Annotated in this window: 20 protein-coding genes; 4 read left to right on the top strand and 16 right to left on the bottom strand. The window is 65.1% G+C overall.

Features of this window, described 5'->3' with window-relative positions; genetic code table 11:
• Nucleotides 1–61: 61 nt before the first annotated feature.
• Nucleotides 62–1,969, bottom strand: coding sequence for a propionyl-CoA synthetase (locus tag DPM33_RS08005; RefSeq protein WP_112097267.1), 1,908 nt, complete (start codon nucleotides 1,967–1,969; stop codon nucleotides 62–64).
• A 357-nt stretch (nucleotides 1,970–2,326) separates the two neighbouring features.
• Between DPM33_RS08005 and DPM33_RS36860 the strand changes: the two genes are divergently transcribed.
• From DPM33_RS36860 to DPM33_RS07985, 4 genes are all read left to right on the top strand, one after another.
• Entirely contained in the window at nucleotides 2,327–2,470 is a 144-nt protein-coding gene (locus DPM33_RS36860; RefSeq protein WP_245442042.1) for a hypothetical protein, read from the top strand.
• 113 nt (nucleotides 2,471–2,583) lie between these two features.
• Nucleotides 2,584–2,871, top strand: coding sequence for a PqqD family protein (locus tag DPM33_RS07995; protein ID WP_112096880.1), 288 nt, complete (start codon nucleotides 2,584–2,586; stop codon nucleotides 2,869–2,871).
• A complete protein-coding gene (locus tag DPM33_RS07990) occupies nucleotides 2,871–3,302 on the top strand; it encodes a lasso peptide biosynthesis B2 protein (protein WP_112096879.1) in 432 nt (143 codons plus the stop codon). Before DPM33_RS07995 ends, DPM33_RS07990 begins: the two co-directional genes overlap by 1 nt.
• On the top strand, nucleotides 3,299–4,285 hold the full coding sequence (locus DPM33_RS07985) for a serine kinase (RefSeq protein ID WP_112096878.1): 987 nt from the start codon (nucleotides 3,299–3,301) through the stop codon (nucleotides 4,283–4,285). The genes DPM33_RS07990 and DPM33_RS07985 overlap by 4 nt, the downstream gene beginning before the upstream one ends.
• A gap of 21 nt (nucleotides 4,286–4,306) precedes the next feature.
• On the opposite strand, the gene DPM33_RS07980 is transcribed toward DPM33_RS07985, so the two are convergent.
• The 15 genes from DPM33_RS07980 to DPM33_RS07905 form a co-directional block, all read right to left on the bottom strand.
• Entirely contained in the window at nucleotides 4,307–5,332 is a 1,026-nt protein-coding gene (locus tag DPM33_RS07980) for a nucleotidyltransferase family protein (protein ID WP_112097266.1), read from the bottom strand.
• 170 nt (nucleotides 5,333–5,502) lie between these two features.
• Complete coding sequence (dhaK, locus tag DPM33_RS07970; RefSeq protein ID WP_112096877.1) at nucleotides 5,503–6,489, bottom strand: dihydroxyacetone kinase subunit DhaK; 987 nt, start codon at nucleotides 6,487–6,489, stop codon at nucleotides 5,503–5,505.
• Nucleotides 6,490–6,521: 32 nt separating this feature from the next.
• Entirely contained in the window at nucleotides 6,522–6,953 is a 432-nt protein-coding gene (locus tag DPM33_RS07965; protein ID WP_112096876.1) for a hypothetical protein, read from the bottom strand.
• 4 nt (nucleotides 6,954–6,957) lie between these two features.
• Nucleotides 6,958–8,532, bottom strand: coding sequence for a phosphoenolpyruvate--protein phosphotransferase (ptsP, locus tag DPM33_RS07960; RefSeq protein WP_112096875.1), 1,575 nt, complete (start codon nucleotides 8,530–8,532; stop codon nucleotides 6,958–6,960).
• Between the two features lie 41 nt (nucleotides 8,533–8,573).
• Entirely contained in the window at nucleotides 8,574–8,876 is a 303-nt protein-coding gene (locus DPM33_RS07955) for an HPr family phosphocarrier protein (RefSeq protein WP_112096874.1), read from the bottom strand.
• A 19-nt stretch (nucleotides 8,877–8,895) separates the two neighbouring features.
• Nucleotides 8,896–9,285, bottom strand: coding sequence for a dihydroxyacetone kinase phosphoryl donor subunit DhaM (gene dhaM / locus DPM33_RS07950; RefSeq protein WP_112096873.1), 390 nt, complete (start codon nucleotides 9,283–9,285; stop codon nucleotides 8,896–8,898).
• The gene (dhaL, locus tag DPM33_RS07945) at nucleotides 9,285–9,884 is read right to left on the bottom strand and encodes a dihydroxyacetone kinase subunit DhaL (protein WP_112096872.1); all 600 of its coding nucleotides are present in this window, start codon (nucleotides 9,882–9,884) and stop codon (nucleotides 9,285–9,287) included. Before dhaL ends, dhaM begins: the two co-directional genes overlap by 1 nt.
• 81 nt (nucleotides 9,885–9,965) lie before the next feature.
• Entirely contained in the window at nucleotides 9,966–11,609 is a 1,644-nt protein-coding gene (locus DPM33_RS07940; RefSeq protein ID WP_112096871.1) for a dihydroxyacetone kinase subunit DhaK, read from the bottom strand.
• Nucleotides 11,610–11,687: 78 nt separating this feature from the next.
• Complete coding sequence (locus DPM33_RS07935) at nucleotides 11,688–12,701, bottom strand: ABC transporter ATP-binding protein (protein WP_112097265.1); 1,014 nt, start codon at nucleotides 12,699–12,701, stop codon at nucleotides 11,688–11,690.
• Nucleotides 12,694–13,800 carry an ABC transporter ATP-binding protein gene (locus tag DPM33_RS07930; RefSeq protein WP_112096870.1) on the bottom strand — a complete coding sequence of 369 codons (1,107 nt, stop codon included), beginning with the start codon at nucleotides 13,798–13,800 and terminating at the stop codon, nucleotides 12,694–12,696. The genes DPM33_RS07935 and DPM33_RS07930 overlap by 8 nt, the downstream gene beginning before the upstream one ends.
• Before the next feature lie 2 nt (nucleotides 13,801–13,802).
• Complete coding sequence (locus DPM33_RS07925; RefSeq protein WP_112096869.1) at nucleotides 13,803–14,006, bottom strand: hypothetical protein; 204 nt, start codon at nucleotides 14,004–14,006, stop codon at nucleotides 13,803–13,805.
• 232 nt (nucleotides 14,007–14,238) lie between these two features.
• The gene (locus tag DPM33_RS07920; RefSeq protein WP_112096868.1) at nucleotides 14,239–15,189 is read right to left on the bottom strand and encodes a carbohydrate ABC transporter permease; all 951 of its coding nucleotides are present in this window, start codon (nucleotides 15,187–15,189) and stop codon (nucleotides 14,239–14,241) included.
• On the bottom strand, nucleotides 15,186–16,133 hold the full coding sequence (locus DPM33_RS07915; protein WP_112096867.1) for a carbohydrate ABC transporter permease: 948 nt from the start codon (nucleotides 16,131–16,133) through the stop codon (nucleotides 15,186–15,188). The genes DPM33_RS07920 and DPM33_RS07915 overlap by 4 nt, the downstream gene beginning before the upstream one ends.
• A 126-nt stretch (nucleotides 16,134–16,259) precedes the next feature.
• Nucleotides 16,260–17,591 (bottom strand): ABC transporter substrate-binding protein, encoded by a 1,332-nt coding sequence (locus DPM33_RS07910; RefSeq protein WP_112096866.1) that lies wholly within the window; start codon nucleotides 17,589–17,591, stop codon nucleotides 16,260–16,262.
• A gap of 230 nt (nucleotides 17,592–17,821) precedes the next feature.
• Nucleotides 17,822–18,511, bottom strand: a complete 690-nt coding sequence (locus DPM33_RS07905) for a PIG-L deacetylase family protein (protein WP_112096865.1) — start codon at nucleotides 18,509–18,511, stop codon at nucleotides 17,822–17,824.
• Between the last annotated feature and the right edge of the window lie 6 nt (nucleotides 18,512–18,517).

Below are 18,517 nucleotides of genomic sequence, written 5' to 3'. Positions count from 1 at the left end.
AGCCATTGCAGTGCGGGACGAATTCGTGAATTCGTCGTTAACGCCGCCGTCTGCCGAGAGTCTAGACGCCGATGCCGCGCCCTTTGAGTGCCGCCGTGATCTCGTCGAGGATGACTGGGTCGTCGATGGTCGCCGGCATCGCCCATTCCTCCTTGTCGGCTATCTTCTGCATCGTGCCGCGCAGGATCTTGCCGGAACGGGTCTTGGGCAGCCGCTTGATCGTCACCACGGTCTTGAAGGCGGCGACCGGGCCGATCCGCTCGCGCACCAGCCCCACCACCTCGCTTTCGATCGCGCCGGTGTCGCGTGACACGCCTGCATTGAGCACGACGAAGCCCAGCGGCACCTGTCCCTTCATGGCATCGGCAATGCCGATGACCGCGCATTCGGCGACATCGGGATGCGCCGCCAGCACCTCTTCCATGGCGCCGGTCGAGAGCCGATGGCCCGCGACGTTGATGATGTCGTCGGTGCGGGCCATCACATAGAGATAGCCGTCCTCGTCCATCATGCCGGCGTCGGCGGTTTTGTAGTGGCCGGGGAACTCTTCGAGGTAGGCCTGGCGGAAGCGGGCGTCGGCATTCCACAGCGTCGGCAGGCAGCCGGCGGGCAGCGGCAGCTTGACCACGACATTGCCGAGCGTGCCCCGCGCCACTTCATGGCCGGCATCGTCGAGGATGCGGATGTCGTAGCCCGGCATCGGTACGCCGGGCGAGCCGTATTTCACCGGCAGCAGCCCGAGACCCGCCGGGTTGATCGTCATCGGCGATCCCGTCTCGGTCTGCCACCAATGGTCGACGACCGGCCGGTCGAGCTTCTGCTCCGCCCATTTGATGGTTTCGGGATCGGCGCGTTCGCCGGCCAAGAACAGGGTGCGGAACTTCGACAGATCGTATTTCGGCACGAACTCGCCCCTGGGGTCCTGCCCCTTGATGGCGCGGAACGCGGTCGGCGCGGTGAACAGCGCCACCACGCCATGCTGCGAGATCACCCGCCAATAGGTGCCGGCGTCCGGCGTGCCGATAGGCTTGCCTTCGAACAGCACGCTGGTGCAGCCATGCAGAAGCGGCCCGTAGACGATGTAGGAATGGCCGACCACCCAGCCGACGTCGGAGGCCGCCCAGAACACTTCGCCCGGCTTGACGCCGAACTCGTTGTCCATCGTCCATTTCAGCGCGACCATATGGCCGCCATTGTCGCGCACGATGCCCTTCGGCTGGCCGGTCGTGCCGGAGGTATAGATGATGTAGAGCGGGTCGGTGGCCAATACCGGAACGCAGTCGACATTGGCGCCGGCGGCGCGCTCGCGCGCCACGGCATCGGCATAGTCGAAGTCGTAATTGTCCTTCATCTCGCAGCGCAGCTGCTCGCGCTGCAGGATGAGGCAGGCGTCCGGCTTGTGCTTCGAGATATCGATCGCCTTGTCGAGCAACGGCTTGTAGGCGACGACCCGGCCTGGCTCCAGGCCGCAGGACGCGGTGATGATCAGCTTCGGCTTGGCGTCGTCGATGCGGGTGGCGAGCTCGTGCGAGGCGAAGCCGCCGAACACCACCGAATGCACGGCGCCCAGCCTCGCGCAGGCGAGCATGGCGATCGCCGCTTCCGCCACCATCGGCATGTAGATGATGACGCGGTCGCCCTTGCCGATGCCGCGATGCCTGATCACCGAGGCCAGCGCGACGACCTCGCGCTTCAGCTCGGCGTAGGTGAATTTCCGGATCGTGCCGGTGATCGCGCTGTCATGGATCAAGGCCAGCTGGTCGGCGCGGCCGCCGGCGACATGGCGGTCGATGGCGTTGTGGCAGGTGTTGCAGGAAGCGCCGACGAACCAGCGGCCATAGACGCCTTCCGTCGGATCGAAGACCTTGTCGGCCGGCCTGTACCAGTCGATCGCCTTTGCCGCTTCGGCCCAGAACCCTACGGGGTCGCGTTTCCAGCCCGCATAGACTTCGTGGTAGCGTGAGGCCATCCAGCTTCCTCCCAAGAAACGTTCTGCCGCCTTGCCATAGACTAAGCCGCGCGTGGCGGCCATGTCTTCCTGCAATTTGGTCGACACCGCCGGCAAACGTCTCCGTTCGGCGCCTCAGTGGATGCGTCGCCGTCACCGTCCCTGATGTAAGCCGGCTTAAAGCGGCAGCGCCGTCAGCATCAGCCCGACACCGCCGGCGATCAGGATAGCCGCCGCCAGCGCTTTCCGATGGCGCTCGAACGCCGTCGGAGCCCGTTCCCAATTGTAACGCATTGAACATCACTCCCCAAAGCCCGGTGGACTCATAGCTTACTTAGGGGAAGCAAGGCAACCCTGGCGGGACAGTCCGGCTTGACAGTGGGCGCGACCACCCGTCATCCTACTGCCGTGGATTGTTCCTTCGGGGGATTTTTGATGAAGAAAACCTATGAAAAGCCGGTGTTGGTCAAGCGTGAGAAGCTGTCGAATGTCTTGGCAGTTGCAAGCGGCCCGGTCGGCTGACGGTCCGGCCGTTTGCCGCAAGACGGCCGCTGTACGACGCAACTTCGGCGCGAGATGATGGACAGCGCAAGGTTGGCGCGCTATTTGCTCCCGGGCGAAGGGGGAGCGGGCGCATGGCTGATATCGGTTCTGAAACAGTGTTGCGAATGGCGGACGACGCCTCCGTGCAGCACGTCGGCGACGGTGCCGTCGTGCTTTTGGCGCGCAGCGGCCAGCTTTACACCTGCAACGACACGACCGAGGCTTTCCTCGGCAAGGTAGACGGCGCGCGCAGTTTCGACCAGATCGTCGACCTGCTGTCGGACGAATTCGAGGTCGACAAGGCAACGCTGGACGACGATATGGCCGCGTTGGCCGCCGAACTGGTGGCCGAAGGCATCCTCGCCGATCCAGGCCCGTAATGGCCGACGGACCGTTCCTGCGCGGCCTGTTCCGTGCCCATCTGTGGCTCAGCGCTCGGCTGATGCCGGTGCTGGTCGGCAGGCGCGATTTCGAGGGCGTGTTGAAACTGGCGCCGCTGCGGTCGCCCGCGCCCTATCGTGATTTGCCGTGGGCCTACATCGTCCAGCGCGTCAACCGGACTGTCCGGCGCCCCTGGTTCATGCGCGACCGCAGATGTCTTCGGGAAGGTCTCCTCGGTTTCCGCTTCCTGCGCATGGCCGGCCTCGATCCGGAGTTGCGCTTCGGCGTCGATGCCAGATCGATGCACGAGCCCAGCCTGTCGGCGCATTGCTGGGTCTGTCTCGACGGCAAGCCGGTGGTCAGCGACAGCCAGCCCGGCATGGTGGAGATCTATCGCCACCCGTCCAGCATGAAGGCGCCCGCCGCTTGAGCGACCGGACAACCACGTTCTGCTACGACCTCAAAGGGCAGGTCATCGGCATCACCGCCGCGCGCGTCGACCTCTGGCCGAGCTTCGATCTGATGCTCGGCGCCCTGCGTTTGGACGAGCCCGTCCAGCCTGGCTTTCGCGTCAACATCGTCGAGACGCCGCGGCTGCAGGAGAACCCTGAAGGAAAACTCGCTTTCGACGGCGACGTGCCGCTGGATGGCCATTGCCGGATGATCGACGCCGGTCGCGTCTTCCACCTCGTCTTTCCAGGCCAGCAGACGGTGGCGATCCACGACGATGAAGGCTGGGCCGAAATCCGTGTTCACCCGGACAGCAAGGTCAAATGGACGCTGCTGATGACGGTGCTCGATGCCGCGCTCGATGCCGGCGCGCAGCACATGCTCCATACCGCCGGCCTGACGCTGCCGGGCAGCGAGGCGCTGGTCCTGATCCATGCGCCGAGCGGCACCGGCAAGTCGACGACGTCGCTGGCGCTCGCCTCGCAGGGCTTCGGCCTCTGTTCGGACGACGTCATGATCCTGAAGGCGACGACCGATGGCGTCACGGCCTGGGGCATGCCGCGCAAGGTGAAGGTCCATCGCCACACCGCGGCGATGCTGCCTTTCGTGGCGCCCTGTCTCGGCGAGACATGGGATTCTGAGGGCGAGCAGTCCGTGTCGCTCGATCGTCTTGGCGAGATCATCCGCGTCGAGGATGTTCGCGCAAGGCCCATCGCGGCGGTTCTGCATCTTGCCCGTTCCGCCGATGGCGAGACCAGGCTCGTGCCGATGGCGAGGACCGACGCCATGGTGGCTTTGGCCACCGACAATGTGCGGACAGGCATGACCGGCCTGTTGCCGCTGCAGAAAAGGCGGATGGCGACGATCGCGGCCTTGGTCAAGACGGTGCCGACCTTCACGCTGCAAGTCGGGGCGCGGCCGGTGGAGGCGGCGGCGCTGATCCGCGCCGCGGTGCGTCTTTAAACCGATCGCGAAGCTCTCGCGTCAGACGGGATAAGGCCTCGGCCGCGCCAGCCTCTGCACCCAGCGAAACGCGTCGCGGCTGAGGCGCGAGCGCAGTTTTTCGCGCGAGTTGACCCGAAGCAGCATGTTGCCGGTGATCAGCCATTTCGCCAGCCTTATCGAGAGGACCGGCTTGATGCGGTCGGCAAGCTCGATCGCGCGTGGCGCGCCGAACAGGCGCCCGGTCACGTTGAGCACCGTCGCCAGCTCGAGCTCGATGCCGGTCATGCGGGCGGCCTCCAGCAGCCGGGCTTCTTCTTCCGGCGATTTCAGCGCCCGCACGCCTTGCAACACGTCGACGCAAAGCTGCAGCCGGTGGAATTTGTGGCCGCCGGCGGCATGGACGATGCCAATGGTGAGCAGTGCCGCCGGCGTGTCGATTTCGCTATTGTCGATCGCCTGCAGCTCGCGGAAGCCGAGCGACAGGCGCCGGCGCATGCCGGTGTCGTGCACGAGATTGCCATGCAGTTCGATCAGCAGGCTGGAGTTTTCTTTCTCCAGCCATTTGAACTCCTGCAGCTCATGCGACTCGGCCTCGCCGCTGCCGAGCTTGAAACCGCATTCGGCGATCGTCCTGTTGGCAGCCTCGATGCTGGTAGGGTCGACGAGGATGTCGATGTCGGTGAACGGCCGGTCGGCAAGCTGGCGATAGAGCTTGCGCGCGAACACCGGCCCCTTGACGATCCGGGCCGGAACGCCTTTCGCCGCCAGCGCCTTCATGATGCGATCGCCATGATATTGCAGCAGCATCGACTGGCCGGTCGCAGTCGTCGCCTGGTCGCGCAACTCGGCGAGCTTTTGCAACAAAGCCTGGTCTTTCGGCAGATTGGCGTCGCCGCATTCCCTGAGCTTGCGCAGCACGATCGGCAGCACGCCGTGGAACTCGGCATTGGCGAGCAGCGCCATCAGGTCGCCCCCCGAAACATCCTTGCCCCAATCGGCGGGCGCCTCGGGGTCGGCAAGGCTGATCAGCAGTTTTTCCTGGGCAAGCGAAAGCGCGGGCAGCATCGGTTCGGCGAACAGCAACGAGGTTCCGCGCATGCTTGCCAGAAAAGCACCGGCGAAGCCAGCAACGCCTAGAGGGGTTCACCGTTTCACGGAAACGGCGAACCCCTCGATCCTTTTGTTTTTACGCAATTCCGGACGGAAAACCGCTTCACACTTTTCCTGGAATTGCTCTACATCCCCCAGCGCAGCGCCGCGGTATGGACCGGAGCATCCCACAGCGCCGTCATTTGATCGTCGAGCATAGAGAGCGTGATCGAGCATCCAGCCATGTCGAGCGAGGTGACGTAGGAGCCGACCAGCGAGCGGATCACCGTCACACCCTGTTTTTCGAACATCCTTCGGGCGCTGTTGTACATCAGATAGAGCTCCATCGACGGCGTGCCGCCGAAGCCGTTGACGAACAGCAGCGCCGGCCCCTTGGCGCGGTCGCCGAGGTCACCGGCAATGGCCGCGCAGACCTCTTCCGCGATGGCGTCGGCGCTCTTCAGCGCGTCGCGCCGCCGGCCGGGTTCGCCGTGGATGCCGACGCCAAACTCCATCTCGCCGTCGCCGATCTCGAAGGTCGGCTTGCCGGCGGCCGGCACCGTGCCGCTGGTCAGCGCCACGCCCATCGAGCGTGTCGCCGCGTTGACCCGGTCGCCCAGCACCTTGAGGTCGGGCAGGGCCATGCCTTGCTCGGCCCCGGCGCCGACGATCTTTTCCACCACCAGCGTGCCGGCGACGCCGCGTCGTCCGGTCGTGTAGGACGAGTTCTCGACCGCGACGTCGTCATTGGTCACCACCTGCAGCACGCCGTCCGCCATCTCGGCCGCCATGTCGAAATTCATCACGTCGCCTTCGTAGTTCTTGACGATGAACAGGCAACCGGCGCCGGTGTCGACGGCGTCGACGGCCGCGAGCATCTGGTCGGGTGTGGGCGAGGTGAAGACCTGGCCGGGGCAGGCGGCGTCCAGCATGCCATGGCCGACCAGCCCCCCATGCAGCGGCTCGTGGCCGGAGCCGCCGCCCGAGATCAGCGCCACCTTGCCGGGCTTCAGCTCCCGGCGGCGGATGAATTTGTGCTTCTCGCCGAGGATCAGGATATCGGCATGCGCGGCCGCGAAGCCGTCGAGGCTTTCGATCAGAACCGTATCGACCGAATTCAGGAACTTCTTCATGTGTCCTCCCGACACAGCCTTAAGCATTGCGATCAGCCGCCACTCCTGCCGGTGATGCTGGTGATCTTCTGGATGAAATCGTTGATCGCCCGATCGAGCGCTGCGTTCTGCTTGTCGTCGCCGAAATCGGGAACGATGACCGAGACATGCCTGGTCTTGCGCATGCCTGCCGCGACGGAGATCTTGCCGGGATGCGCCAAATGATAGGCGGCGAGGAACTGGTCGCGCTCCGCCTGGCTGAAATGGCAGACGGAAAAGATCGCCGGCAAATGTTTCGAGGGGATCGGTATCGAATAGGTGGGACTCGATATCTGTGTCACGAAGCTGCGGTGCTTGCCGAGCGCGTCGGCCAGCCGCTGTCGCATGCCGGACGGGCGCTGATCGATGACGTGCGACAGGATCGTCTTGTAGGCGCGGATCGCCTCCTCCGACCCCGGCTCCGGTGTCTTGGCGAGCTCGGTCATGCGCCTACACCGCCACGTCCGCGATGGCCGCCTTGGCCATGGCAAGTTGGGCAGGGGCGACCGACAGATCGCGCAGACCTGCTTCGAGCAGCGCCGGGATGGCGGCCGGGTCGCCGCCGGCGTCGCCGCACAGACTGACCGGGATCCCCTTGTCGCGCCCGAAGGCAGCGACGGCAGCGATCAGCCGCAGCACCGCCGGATGACGGACGGAGTTGAGATGCGCCACGGCTGCGTTGTCTCGCGCCGCCGCCATCACATATTGCGTCAGGTCGTTGGAGCCGATCGAGAAGAAGGCGACATCGGCGAAGGCCTCCGGCGCCAGAGCCACCGACGGCACCTCGACCATGATGCCGAGCGGCGGCAGCCTGTGCGCCACGCCCCGCGCGGCAAGTGCTCCCTGCGCTTCCACGAACAGCGCGGCAGCCTGGCTGTACTCGTCGGATGTGGCGATCATCGGGAACATGACCTTCAGATTGCCGTGGATGGCGGCGCGCAGCAATGCCCGTATCTGCACGCGGAAGATATCGCGCCGTGCCAGCGAAAGCCGGATGCCGCGCAAGCCGAGAAACGGGTTGGTCTCCTCGACGGTGAAACCCGGCACCGGCTTGTCGCCACCGGCATCGACGGTGCGGATGGTCACCGGCTTGTCGCCGGCCCATTCCAGCACCTTGCGGTAGGCATGGTACTGTGTCTCCTCGTCCGGCAGCGTCTTGCCGAACAGGAATTCCGTGCGCATCAGCCCGACACCGTCGCAGGTCGCGATGTCGATGCCGTCGACGTCCGAAGGGTAGGCGATGTTGACCTGGACGCGCACCGCGGTGCCGGCTTTGGTCACTGCCGGCTCCGTCAGGAATGTTCGCGCGGCGCCCTGGCGGTCGGCGAAGGAGGAGGCCGATTGCCGGAAGGTTTCGACCTCAGCCGGGGATGGCGAGAAAACGATCGCGCCATGTTCGGCATCGAGCAGCGCGTTGCCGGTGAGCGGTCCGGCCGTGGCGCCCAGACCGACGACCATCGGCACGCCGCGCGAGCGCGCCAGCATCGCGACATGGCTGGCGGTGCTGCCACGCTTGAGCGCGATGCCGCCGCCTTCGCTCCAGTCGGTTTCGAGGAAGCGTGTCGGCGCGATGTCCTCGCCATAGAGGATCGCGCCCTGAGGTGTGGCGACCTCACCGTCCTCGCCCATCGCCCGCAGCACCTGGTCGCGGATGTCGCGCAGATCGGCGGCGCGCGCGCGGAAATAGTCCTGGTCGGACGCTTCGTAGCCGGCGACCTCGCTGTCGAGCGCCGCGCGCCAGGCGGCGTCGGCCGGTTGTCCGGAACCGATCGACGCGAAGGCCGGACCGCTCAGCGCGTCGTCCTCCAGCATGGCGATGTGGAATTCGAGGATGCCGGCTGCATCGCCGTCGGCGGCGTCGACCAGCGCCGCCAGCCGGCTGACGGCTTTACCGATCGCGGCCTCCAGTGCGGCTCTTTCCTCGGTCGCGTTTGCTTTGCCTTGATAGGCAGCCGGTGGCTGGTCCAGGTCGAACAGCGGCCCTTCGGCGTACCCGGGAGAGGCTGGAATGCCGTCAATCCGCATGGCTCGCGTTCCCTGCGGGCCCGTGGACATGCGGAGCCGTCTCAAGCGGACCGGGCATGATCGGCGCCCTCGTCGAAGTCGCGCTGCACCAGACCGACCAGCGCTTCGACCGCTTTGCTTGCGCCGTCGCCCCTGGCGCGGATGTGCAGCAGCGTTCCCTTGGGCGCCTTGGCTGCCATCACCTTGACGATGCTTTTGGCGTCGAACCAGGGGCCATTCGCCGCCACCGCCACTTCCACCTCGGCCGCGAACGTCTTGGCGAGCTTGGTGAACTTCACCGAGGGGCGCGCGTGCAGGCCCACGGCGTGAGTGATGAGAACGGTTGCTTCGGCGGATGCTGACATTCAGTCGGTTCCCGTTCGTTCACGACGGCGACAATTCATGCGCCGTCGCCACCACTTCCTTGAGCGAGGCGCCGCCGGAGGATTCGGTTGCCGCCATCACCGCGCCCTCGACGATCGGCGCGTTGCAGACGATGATCTTGTGGGAGCGCGGCTCGCCGATCATCTCGACCGCCATCTCCGAATTGGTCTCGGCGCCGCCGAGATCGACCAGGATGGCGACGCCGGCCTCAGACCAGGCCTTTTCGATCGCGCCCATGATCGCCTCGACGCTGGTGCCGAGCCCGCCATGGCCGTTTCCGCCACACCATGCAAGCGGCACTTCGTCGCCCACCATCTGGCGCACCATGTCGGCCGTGCCCTCGGCAACCAGGGGCGAATGTGACACGATGACGATACCGACATTGCTCATCAAATGGCCTCTATCGCTTCCGCGACCGCGCGCACGAGAAGCGCGGTCGAGCGCGCTCCGGCGTCCATATGCCCGATCGAGCGCTCTCCCAGGAAGGAGGCGCGCCCGCGCAGGGCCTTCATCGGCACGGTAGCCGCGGCCGCCTTGTCGGCGGCGTCGGCGATTTCGCCAGCCGTCTTGCCTTGCGCCAGCGCCTCATACACCGGCTGTAGCACGTCGAGCATGGTTTTTTGTCCCGGCTGCGATTTGCCGCGCGCCGCGACCGCTTCGATCGCCTTGTTCAGCGCCGCCGTCAGCGCGGCGCGATCCGCCGCTGGCGGCAGGTCCTTGCCGAGCGCCATGAACAGCGTGCCGAACAGCGGCCCGGAGGCGCCGCCGACGGTCATCACCAGCTTGGTGCCGACCGCTTTCAGCGCCTCGGGCAGCGGCTTTGCCGCGAAGGCATCCGCTTCGGCGCGCACTGCCTCGAAACCGCGCTTCATGTTCAGCCCGTGATCGCCGTCGCCGATCGCCTGGTCGAGCGCGGTCAGTTCCTCGGCATGCGCCGCAATCGTATCGGCCGCCGCCGCGATCATTCGCGAGAAATCCGCTGCGGCCATTTCCGTCATGCTTCTGGTCCCGCCTCTATACGCAACGTGGAAAGGCTCCCTAGCCGACAATCGAAGCATGGTCATCCGGGGTCAGACCGTTGCATGCAACTCTGCCAGGGTCGTGAAGACCTCGGCAACGGCATAAGCGCCAGGGTCGACCACCCCATCCAGATGACTGCCGATATAGGCGGACCGCCCGGCCCTCGCTCTGTGCATTGCGGCGGTGGCTTCGGCACCTCGGCGCGCTTGCGCCGCCGCCTCGTCCAGGCCGCCGGTGTCGAGAGCCTTCAGGGCAGGCTCCAGGGCGTCGATCATCGTGCGATCGCCGACCCTTGCTCCGCCATAGAAGGACATCCGGCCGAGGCCGGCAAGCAGCGCCTTGGGCAGCGTTGCACCGAAACCCAAAGCCTGCGAGGCGGCGGTGAAAAAGATCGACAGCAGCACGCCGCTGGACCCGCCCATGGCGGTGCCCAGCGTATCGCCGATTGCAGCGGCGGTTGCGGCCCTGTCGGCAAGCGGTAGCGTATCGATGCGCTCGAGAATGCTCAGCGCGCCGGTCGCGACGGTGGAGCCGGTGTCGCCATCGCCAGCCTTGGCGTCGAGAGCGTTGAGGGGTTCTTCCAGCGCGATCAGCTTCTGGCAGGCGGCCGTGATCAGCCGTTCCGTGGCTGCATCGCGGCTGGCGGCCTTTGCGGTTGCGCCGACGGCGGGCTTGGCCATCGCCACGACGACCGGGGCGCGGACCGGCTTTGCCGGCAGCCAGGCATGCGGACCGACGGGCGCCAGCAGCGCCGTCTCGCGCTCCGCCTCCAGTCTGATCAGCGACAGCGAGAAGCCGTTCATGTTGAGCGCGGTCATCAAATGGCCGGGGCCGATTGTCAGCGTCACTGCCTTGGCCAGCGGCGAGCAAAGCACCGCGTTGGCGATCAAGGACATTTCGAGCGGCGGTACCGAGCCGAGATTGTTGATCAGGAGCGCATAGCGGCTGCCGGCATCGAGCCGCGCGGCGAGGCGCTCCGCCATAATGGCGACCAGTTTGCTGGCGGCCTCCAGGGCGATGCGCTCGACACCCGGTTCGCCATGGATGCCGAGGCCGAGCTCGCCGTCGTCGGCGCCGAAGCGATCCTCATGCGCCTGTCCGGGAATCGAGCAGGAGGAGAGCGAGATACCGAGCGAAACGATATCCTTGGCCGCCGCGCGGGCTGCCGCGGCAACCGATGACAAGTCATGCCCGGATTCCGACAGGTGCCCGGCGATCTTGTGCACGAAAAGCGTGCCGGCGACGCCACGCGGCTGCGCGATGTCCGGCAGGGCTATGTCGTCGGCGACGATCACCATCTCGACCGCGATACCTTCGGCGCGCGCCTTCTCCGCGGCCAGTCCGAAATTGAGCCGGTCGCCGGTGTAGTTCTTCACGATCAGCAGGCAGCCGGCGGGACCGGTCGTGGCGCGGATCGCCGCCAGCACGGCCTCGACGCTCGGCGAGGCGAAGATCTCGCCCGAAACGGCGGCCGTCAGCATGCCGGCGCCGACGAAGCCGGCATGCGAGGGTTCGTGCCCGGCCCCGCCGCCCGAGACTACGGCCACCTTCGTCCTGTCCCAGCCGGCGCGCAGCACGACCTTGATCTCGGGATAGCCGTCGAGGCGGGCCAGCGTGCCCGCCCCCGCCGTGGCCAGGAAGCCGTCGAGCGCTTCGGTGACGATCGTGTCCTTGCGGTTGAAAAAGTGCTTCATGGATTTCGTCCAGTCCGTATCTGCGGTCGTCAATCGGTGTGCGAATATAAAGCGCGAGGCGGCTACATCAGTCCCCCGCTACATCAGTCTTTGCCCGTCCGAGCCGAAATAGAGCGGCGCGACGTAGCGGATCGTCACCTTGTCCCCCTTGGCCAACGGCGTGTCGGGATCGGTCAGCGTCACCAGTTTCTTCGCTCCCACCGTCACATGCAGGTGGTTCTGGTCGCCGAGATGCTCGACCCAGTCGACGACGCCGTCGGCATGGCCGTTCATCGCCTTTTCGATCGCGAGATGCTCGGTGCGGGCGCCGATCGTCTTGGTTCCGCTCGGCGCGCCGCCGTCGGGCAGAAGCCCGGCCGGCAGGAGGTTGATCGCCGGCTGGCCGAGGCGCGCCGCGACATGGAGGTTCGCCGGCTCCGAATAGATCGCGCGCGGCGTGCCGATCTGCACCAGCACGCCGTCGGCAAGGATGCCGATGCGGTCGGCCATGGTCATCGCCTCGATCTGGTCATGCGTGACATAGAGCATGGTGGCGCCGAGCTCGGACTGGATGCGCTTGAGCTCGAGCCTCAGATCGGCGCGCAGCTTGGCGTCGAGCGAGGACAGCGGCTCGTCCATCAGGTAGATAGCCGGCTTGCGCACCAGCGCGCGGCCGATGGCGACGCGCTGCATCTCGCCGCCCGACAGTTTTGTCGAGCGGTTGCCGAGCTTGTGGTCGATGCGCACCATGCGCGCCACGTCCTCGACACGGCGGCGCACCGCCTCCTCCGGAAAACGCCGTGCCGGCGAACGCAGGGGGAAGGCGAGGTTGTCGAACACCGAAAGATGCGGGTAGAGCGAATATTGCTGGAAGACGAAGGCGGTGTCGCGCTCGGCCGGCGACAGCGCCGTGGCGTTCTGCCCGCCGATGTGGATCGTGCCGCTGTCCGGCCGTTCGAGCCCGGCGATCAACCTCAGCGTCGTCGTCTTGCCGGCGCCGGTCGGCCCGAGCAGCACGACGAATTCGCCGTCCTTGATCGCGAGGTCGAGATCGTCGATCGCGACGGTATCGCCGAAACTCTTGGTTACGCCCTGGATACGGACATCAGCCATGACGCGCCTCCGCAGCCTGATCATACATGGCGGTCCTGACCGCGCGGCCGGAACCCTTTTCGAACAGCGACAGCCGTGGGCCGTTCAGCGCCAGGCCGACCTGTTCGCCGGGGCTGAGATGGATGCCTGCCGGCACCCGCGCCTTGATGATGCCGTCGGCCGTCTCGACGGCGACGATCTGCGTGGTGCCGAGATATTCGGTGCCGTAGATCGCGCCGCGCAGCTTCGAGCCGTCGTCGAAGCGGATGTGCTCGGGCCGGATGCCGAGCGCCATGTCGGCGGGCGCGATATCCTCGCGCACCTCCGGCACCGCCACCTTGGCGCCCTGCACGACGATCTCCTTCGCGCCCCTGGCAAGGCCGCCGCCGAATTTCAGGAAATTCATCGGCGGCGAGCCGATGAAATCGGCGACGAACATGGTCGCCGGCCGGTCGTAGATCTCGCGCGGCGTGCCGAACTGTTCGATGACGCCATGGTTCATCACCGCGATCTTGTCGGCCATCGACATCGCTTCCATCTGGTCATGCGTGACATAGACCGTCGTGGCGTGGATGCGGTTGTGCAGCTCACGCAGCTCATGCACCATCAGATCGCGGAACTCGGTGTCCAAAGTTCCGAGCGGCTCGTCCATCAGGAAGCACTTTGGCCGCCGCACGATGGCGCGGCCCAGCGCGACGCGCTGGCGGTCGCCGCCGGCAAGGCCGGAGACGGACTTGTCGAGCAGGTGATCGATGCGCAAGAGCTTGGCGGTCTCCTCGACCCGTTGGCGGATTTCGGCCGATGCCATGCCCTGCGCCAAGAGCGGGAAACCGATATTCTTGCGCACATTCATGTGGGGGTAGAGTGCGAAGAGCTGGAAGACGAAAGCGATATCGCGCTCGCGCGCCCGGCGCATGGTGACGTCCTCGCCGCCGAGCAGGATCTTGCCGCCGGTCGGCAGTTCGAGGCCGGCGATCATGCGAAGCGTCGTCGTCTTGCCGCAACCGGACGGTCCGAGCATGACGAAGAACTCGCCGTCCTCGACGACGAAATTGGAATCCTGCACGGCGACGAATGCGCCGAAGGCTTTCCTCAGGTTCTGAACACGGATCTCAGCCATCGTTACTCCGGGAATTTCGAGACGATGATGAACATCACCGTGCCGGTAAGCATGGTGACGAAGGAATAGGTGTAGAGCGACAGCGCGAAGGGCTGGAACAGCATCAGGAAGCCGATCGCGATGATCGCCGTCGCGATGTTTTCCATCAGGCCGCGCCTTGCCCAGCGGGGCCAATAGGATCGCTTGGAGACAACGGTACGGCTCATGCGTTCCTCCAGTCCTTCTCCGCGTTTACGGGGAGAGATGGTTGCCAGGTGGTTCCCCCACTCCGTCGCTGCTTCGCAGCGCCACCTCTCCCCCCTCCGGAGGGAGAGGAAGGGAGCCTGACCAAATGAAGTTCGCGCCTTTCCTCTCCCCCGTCGATCGGGGGAGTGGTGTCGAGCGAAGCTCGACGGAGTGGGGGTCGACCTGTCGCTGTGCGAGACGATGCAAAATCAATCATTTGCGCACCGCGCCGAAGGTTATGCCGCGCAAGAGCTGCTTGCGGAGCAGGATGGTGAAGACGAGGATCGGCACCAGGAAAATGGTCGTGCCCGCAGCGACCGCCGGCCAGTCCTGGCCGCCTTCGCCGATGATGGTCGGGATGAAGGGCGGCGCCGTCTGCGCGGTGCCCGAGGTGAGCAGTGCTGCGAACGCATATTCGTTCCAGGCAAAGATCAAGCAGAAGATGGCGGTTGCGGCGATGCCGGTCGTTGCCTGCGGCAGCACGGTGCGCCAGAAGGCCTGCAGCCGCGTATAGCCATCGATCATCGCGGCCTCTTCGTATTCGCGCGGGATCTCGTCGATGAAGCCCTTGAGCAGCCAGACCGCCAGCGAGACGTTGACCGCGGTGTAGAGCAGGATCATGCCGAGCGCGGTGTCGGACAGGCCGAGCTCGCGGTACATCAGATAGATCGGGATCGCCACCGCGATCGGCGGCATGAAGCGCGTCGACAGGATGAAGAACAAAAGGTCGTCGGCCAGCGGCACCTTGAAGCGCGAGAAGCCATAGGCCGAGAGCGTGCCGAGGAACACCGCGCAGAAGGTCGAGCCGAAGGCGATGATCAGCGAGTTGACGAAACGCGGCAGGAAGTTCGACGGCCCGGCGATCACCATGTTGCGCTTGCGCACCGTCTCGTCGCAGAAGCCTGTCGCCGGTCCGAGCGAGTTGATGTATTCCGGCGTCTGCCGGGTGCGGGTCGTGAACAGGTTGCAATAGCCCTCGATGCTCGGCTGGAAGACGATCTTCGGCGGATAGGCGATCGAATCCGGCGGCGTCTTGAAGCTGGTGGCGAAGATCCACAAGAGCGGCACGATCGAGATCAGCGCATAGGCGACGATGATGACGCCGGCGATCCGCTTCGAATTCGCCGAGGGTGCTACGACGGAATGGGCGGTGGTCAGGCTCATCTCTGCTTCACCTTGTTGAGCGCCTTGACGTAGATGTTGGCGAGGCCAAACACCGCGACGAAGAGGATGATGGCGAAGGCCGAGGAATAGCCGGTGCGCCAGCTTTCGAAGGCCTGCCGCTTCAGCGTGATCGAGGCGACCTCGGTGGTCGAGCCGGGCCCGCCGCCGGTCAACAGGTTGACCATGTCGAACATCTTGAAGTTCTCGATGCCGCGGAACAGCACTGCCAGCATGATGAAGGGCAGCGCCATCGGCAGCGTGATCGACCAGAACTGCCGCCAGTTGGAGGCGCGGTCGACCTCGGCCGCTTCATAGATGTATTCGGGAATGGAACGCAGGCCGGCGAGGCAGATCAGCATCACGTAGGGCGTCCACATCCAGGTGTCGACGATGATGATCGCCCATGGCGCCAGCTCGACATTGGACAGCATCTGCACATTCGTCGGCGGGATGCCGGTGACGAAGGAGATGACATAGGAGAACAGCCCGATCTGCGGCTCGTAGAGGAAGCGCCAGAAATTGCCCACCACGGCCGGCGAGAGCATCATCGGAACCAGGATGATGGTGGTCCAGAAGGCGTGGCCGCGGAACTTGCGGTCGATCAGCCATGCCAGCGTGAAGCCGATCACCGTCTGCAGCAGGATCGTCCAGAAGACGAAATGCGCGGTGGTCTGCATGGCGATCCAGATGTCCTGGTCGCCGAGGATGCGCTGGTAGTTCGAGAGCCCCAGGTTCTTCACCACTTCGTTGGGGCGGTTGGCTCGGAAGTTGGTGAACGACAGATAGATCGCCCAGAACAACGGGAAGATGTTGATGGCAAGCAGCAGAAGGATCGTCGGCGAGATGAACAGCCAGGCGAGGCCCTTGTCGCTGATGCCCCGGATCTTCTTGGCCAATGGTTCCGGGGTCGCCCGGGCAGCATTGTCCGCAGTCCGATTGAGCATGGTAAGTCCTGCTTCGGTCACGGTAGCTCTCGACAATGGAATTTATCTGAACTGCGTCCCGTGCCAAGGGCGGCACGGGACGCGTCGGTCCGGCTCGGGAGGAGCCTCGGTTACATCTTGCCCCGACTACATCTTGCCATCGTCCTGGAAGACCTGCGTCCAGTCCTTGACCAGGCCGTCGAGCGCGTCCTTGGCCGAGCCCTGTCCAGCCACGACATAGTCATGGAAGCGCTTCTGCGAGGCTTGCAGCAGCGGCGCGTAGCTGGGTTCGGCCCAGAAGTCCTTCACGATGGCCATCGAGTCGAGGAAGGCCTGTGCGTAGGGCTGGCTGGACGGGAACTTCGGATCGTTCACCACCGCGTTCAGGCAGGAATAGCCGCCCAGCGACCACCACTTGGCCTGCACGTCCTTGTTGGCGAACCACTTGATGTATTTCAGCGCCGATTCCTGCTTGTCGGAATAAGACACCACCGAAATGCCCTGGCCGCCGAGCTGCGCGAACTGGTCGCCGTCGGGCCCCTTCGGATTGACGAAGTAGCCGATCTTGTCGCCGCCGACATTCTCGTCCTTCTGCAGGCCGGGCCAGGTGAAGGCGAAGTTCATGTGCATCGCCACCTGGCCGGATTTGAAGGCGTCGACGCCTTCGCCCATGTAGCTGTTGGAGGCGCCGGGCGGCGTGCAGCAGTCGTAGAGCGCCTTGTAGAACTCCAGGCCCTTCACCGATTTCTCGGAGTTGACGTAGCCCTCCATCTCATAGGGCTTCTTCGGGTTCTCATACTGGAAGCCGTAGCTGTAGAGCACGTCCATGGCGCCCATGGTGATGCCTTCCGAGCCGCGCTCGGTATAGATCGAGGCGCCATAGACGGTCTTGCCGTCGATCTGCCGCTTCTGGAAGAACTCGGCGATCTGCTTCAACTGGTCGAAGGTCTTCGGCGGGGCGAGGTCCCAGCCATATTTTTCCTTGAATTCCTTCTGCAACTCGGGCCGGGAGAACCAGTCCTTGCGATAGGTCCAGCCGACGACGTCGCCCATGGCCGGCAGCGCCCAGTAGTTCGGCGTGTTCTTCGGCCATTCGGAATAGCCGACCACGGTCGCCGGCACGAAGTCGTCCATCTTGATCTTCTCCTTGTCGAAGAAGTCGTTCAGCTTGACGTAGTGGCCGTTTTCCGCGGCACCGCCGATCCACTGGCTGTCGCCGATGATCAGGTCGCAGAGCTTGCCGTGCGAGTTGAGCTCGTTGAGGAAGCGGTCGGCGTAATTCGTCCACGGCACGAATTCGAATTTCATGCCGATGCCGGTTTGCTTGGTGAAGTCCTTGGACAGTTCCACGAGCGCGTTGGCCGGGTCCCACGCCGCCCAGCACAGCGTCAGGTCTTCCGCATGCGCGGCGGTCGAGACGGCTGTCGATGCGAGTGCGGCCGAAGCCAGTCCCAACGCCAGTTTCAAGGTCGATTTCATGCCTTACCTCCCATTTGCGAAACGCGTCCGGATGACGGTTTCAAGAGCCCTCGACCCTCGCTCCTCCGAGGGCCCAAACATGGCGCGCGTGGCGCAGCCGATGTTTAGTAATTTGTTTAGTAGTGCTCTTTTTACTAAACAGCGCAAGCGAATTCGTTGCTGCGCCGCAGCATGGCGAGAAAGATCGTTGAAATCGTTGGGAAATGATTGCCGGACGCTTGCCTCAGCCGTCAGCTGGCCGCGCCTGCGCTCGCCGTCACCGGTCGGATCGGCGGCGCCGGCGGCAGCAGCGCGCGGATGTCGGCGAAGGGGAAAGTCGGCTGGAAATGGAAGGCCTCGGCCAGCGCGCCAGGGGCGCCGTTGCACTGTCCGGCGCGAAATTCGTTCTGGAGGCGCGCCCTGTGCACATAGTGCTCCGGACCCTGCGAGCGGTGCGCGCGGATCGCCTTCGCCTTGATGTCCCAATGATGGGAAATCTCGACGTAATGCGTCGGCGAAAACCCGGTGCCGCCGAGCGTGTCGGCATGCAGCACCGGCACCGCGAAGGACGCCGCGATGCGCACGCCGTCGGACAAGGCGCGATGGTCGCCATGGTAATCGCAGGGCGCATGGGTGATGGCGAGGTCGGGTTTCACCTCGCCGATCAACGCTCTCAGCGCCGAGATGAATGCGGCATCGGCAATGAGCGCTCCGTCGGGAAAGTCGAGGAAGCGCGGTTCGACGCCGAGCAGGCCTGCCGCCGCGGTCGCTTCCTCGCGCCGCAAGCGGACCAGCGCCGCCGGGTCGCCCTTGCCGCCCTTGGCGCCATCCGTGGCTATCGCAAAAGTCAGCTCTGCGCCTAGCGCTGCATAGGCGGCCAGCGTACCGAACATGAATATCTCGATGTCGTCGGGATGTGCCCCCAGCGCCAATACCTTCACGCCTAC

The sequence above is a fragment of the Mesorhizobium hawassense genome (assembly GCF_003289945.1).
In the GTDB taxonomy this organism is placed as follows: domain Bacteria; phylum Pseudomonadota; class Alphaproteobacteria; order Rhizobiales; family Rhizobiaceae; genus Mesorhizobium; species Mesorhizobium hawassense.
Note: the sequence above shows the minus strand (reverse complement) of the source record. Positions and strands in the feature narration are given on the sequence as shown.

Bases quoted from the DNA above. Each gene is read 5' to 3' on its own strand.
- DPM33_RS07980 (WP_112097266.1), bottom strand. From the start codon at position 5,332: ATGCTGCCCGCGCTTTCGCTTGCCCAGGAAAAACTGCTGATCAGCCTT.
- dhaK (WP_112096877.1), bottom strand. From the start codon at position 6,489: ATGAAGAAGTTCCTGAATTCGGTCGATACGGTTCTGATCGAAAGCCTC.
- DPM33_RS07990 (WP_112096879.1), top strand. From the start codon at position 2,871: ATGGCCGACGGACCGTTCCTGCGCGGCCTGTTCCGTGCCCATCTGTGG.
- DPM33_RS07955 (WP_112096874.1), bottom strand. From the start codon at position 8,876: ATGTCAGCATCCGCCGAAGCAACCGTTCTCATCACTCACGCCGTGGGC.
- DPM33_RS07930 (WP_112096870.1), bottom strand. From the start codon at position 13,800: ATGGCTGAGATCCGTGTTCAGAACCTGAGGAAAGCCTTCGGCGCATTC.
- DPM33_RS07910 (WP_112096866.1), bottom strand. From the start codon at position 17,591: ATGAAATCGACCTTGAAACTGGCGTTGGGACTGGCTTCGGCCGCACTC.
- DPM33_RS07965 (WP_112096876.1), bottom strand. From the start codon at position 6,953: ATGACCGAGCTCGCCAAGACACCGGAGCCGGGGTCGGAGGAGGCGATC.
- dhaL (WP_112096872.1), bottom strand. From the start codon at position 9,884: ATGGCCGCAGCGGATTTCTCGCGAATGATCGCGGCGGCGGCCGATACG.
- DPM33_RS07920 (WP_112096868.1), bottom strand. From the start codon at position 15,189: ATGAGCCTGACCACCGCCCATTCCGTCGTAGCACCCTCGGCGAATTCG.
- DPM33_RS08005 (WP_112097267.1), bottom strand. From the start codon at position 1,969: ATGGCCTCACGCTACCACGAAGTCTATGCGGGCTGGAAACGCGACCCC.
- DPM33_RS07940 (WP_112096871.1), bottom strand. From the start codon at position 11,609: ATGAAGCACTTTTTCAACCGCAAGGACACGATCGTCACCGAAGCGCTC.
- dhaM (WP_112096873.1), bottom strand. From the start codon at position 9,285: ATGAGCAATGTCGGTATCGTCATCGTGTCACATTCGCCCCTGGTTGCC.
- DPM33_RS07935 (WP_112097265.1), bottom strand. From the start codon at position 12,701: ATGGCTGATGTCCGTATCCAGGGCGTAACCAAGAGTTTCGGCGATACC.
- DPM33_RS07925 (WP_112096869.1), bottom strand. From the start codon at position 14,006: ATGAGCCGTACCGTTGTCTCCAAGCGATCCTATTGGCCCCGCTGGGCA.
- DPM33_RS07915 (WP_112096867.1), bottom strand. From the start codon at position 16,133: ATGCTCAATCGGACTGCGGACAATGCTGCCCGGGCGACCCCGGAACCA.
- DPM33_RS07995 (WP_112096880.1), top strand. From the start codon at position 2,584: ATGGCTGATATCGGTTCTGAAACAGTGTTGCGAATGGCGGACGACGCC.
- ptsP (WP_112096875.1), bottom strand. From the start codon at position 8,532: ATGCGGATTGACGGCATTCCAGCCTCTCCCGGGTACGCCGAAGGGCCG.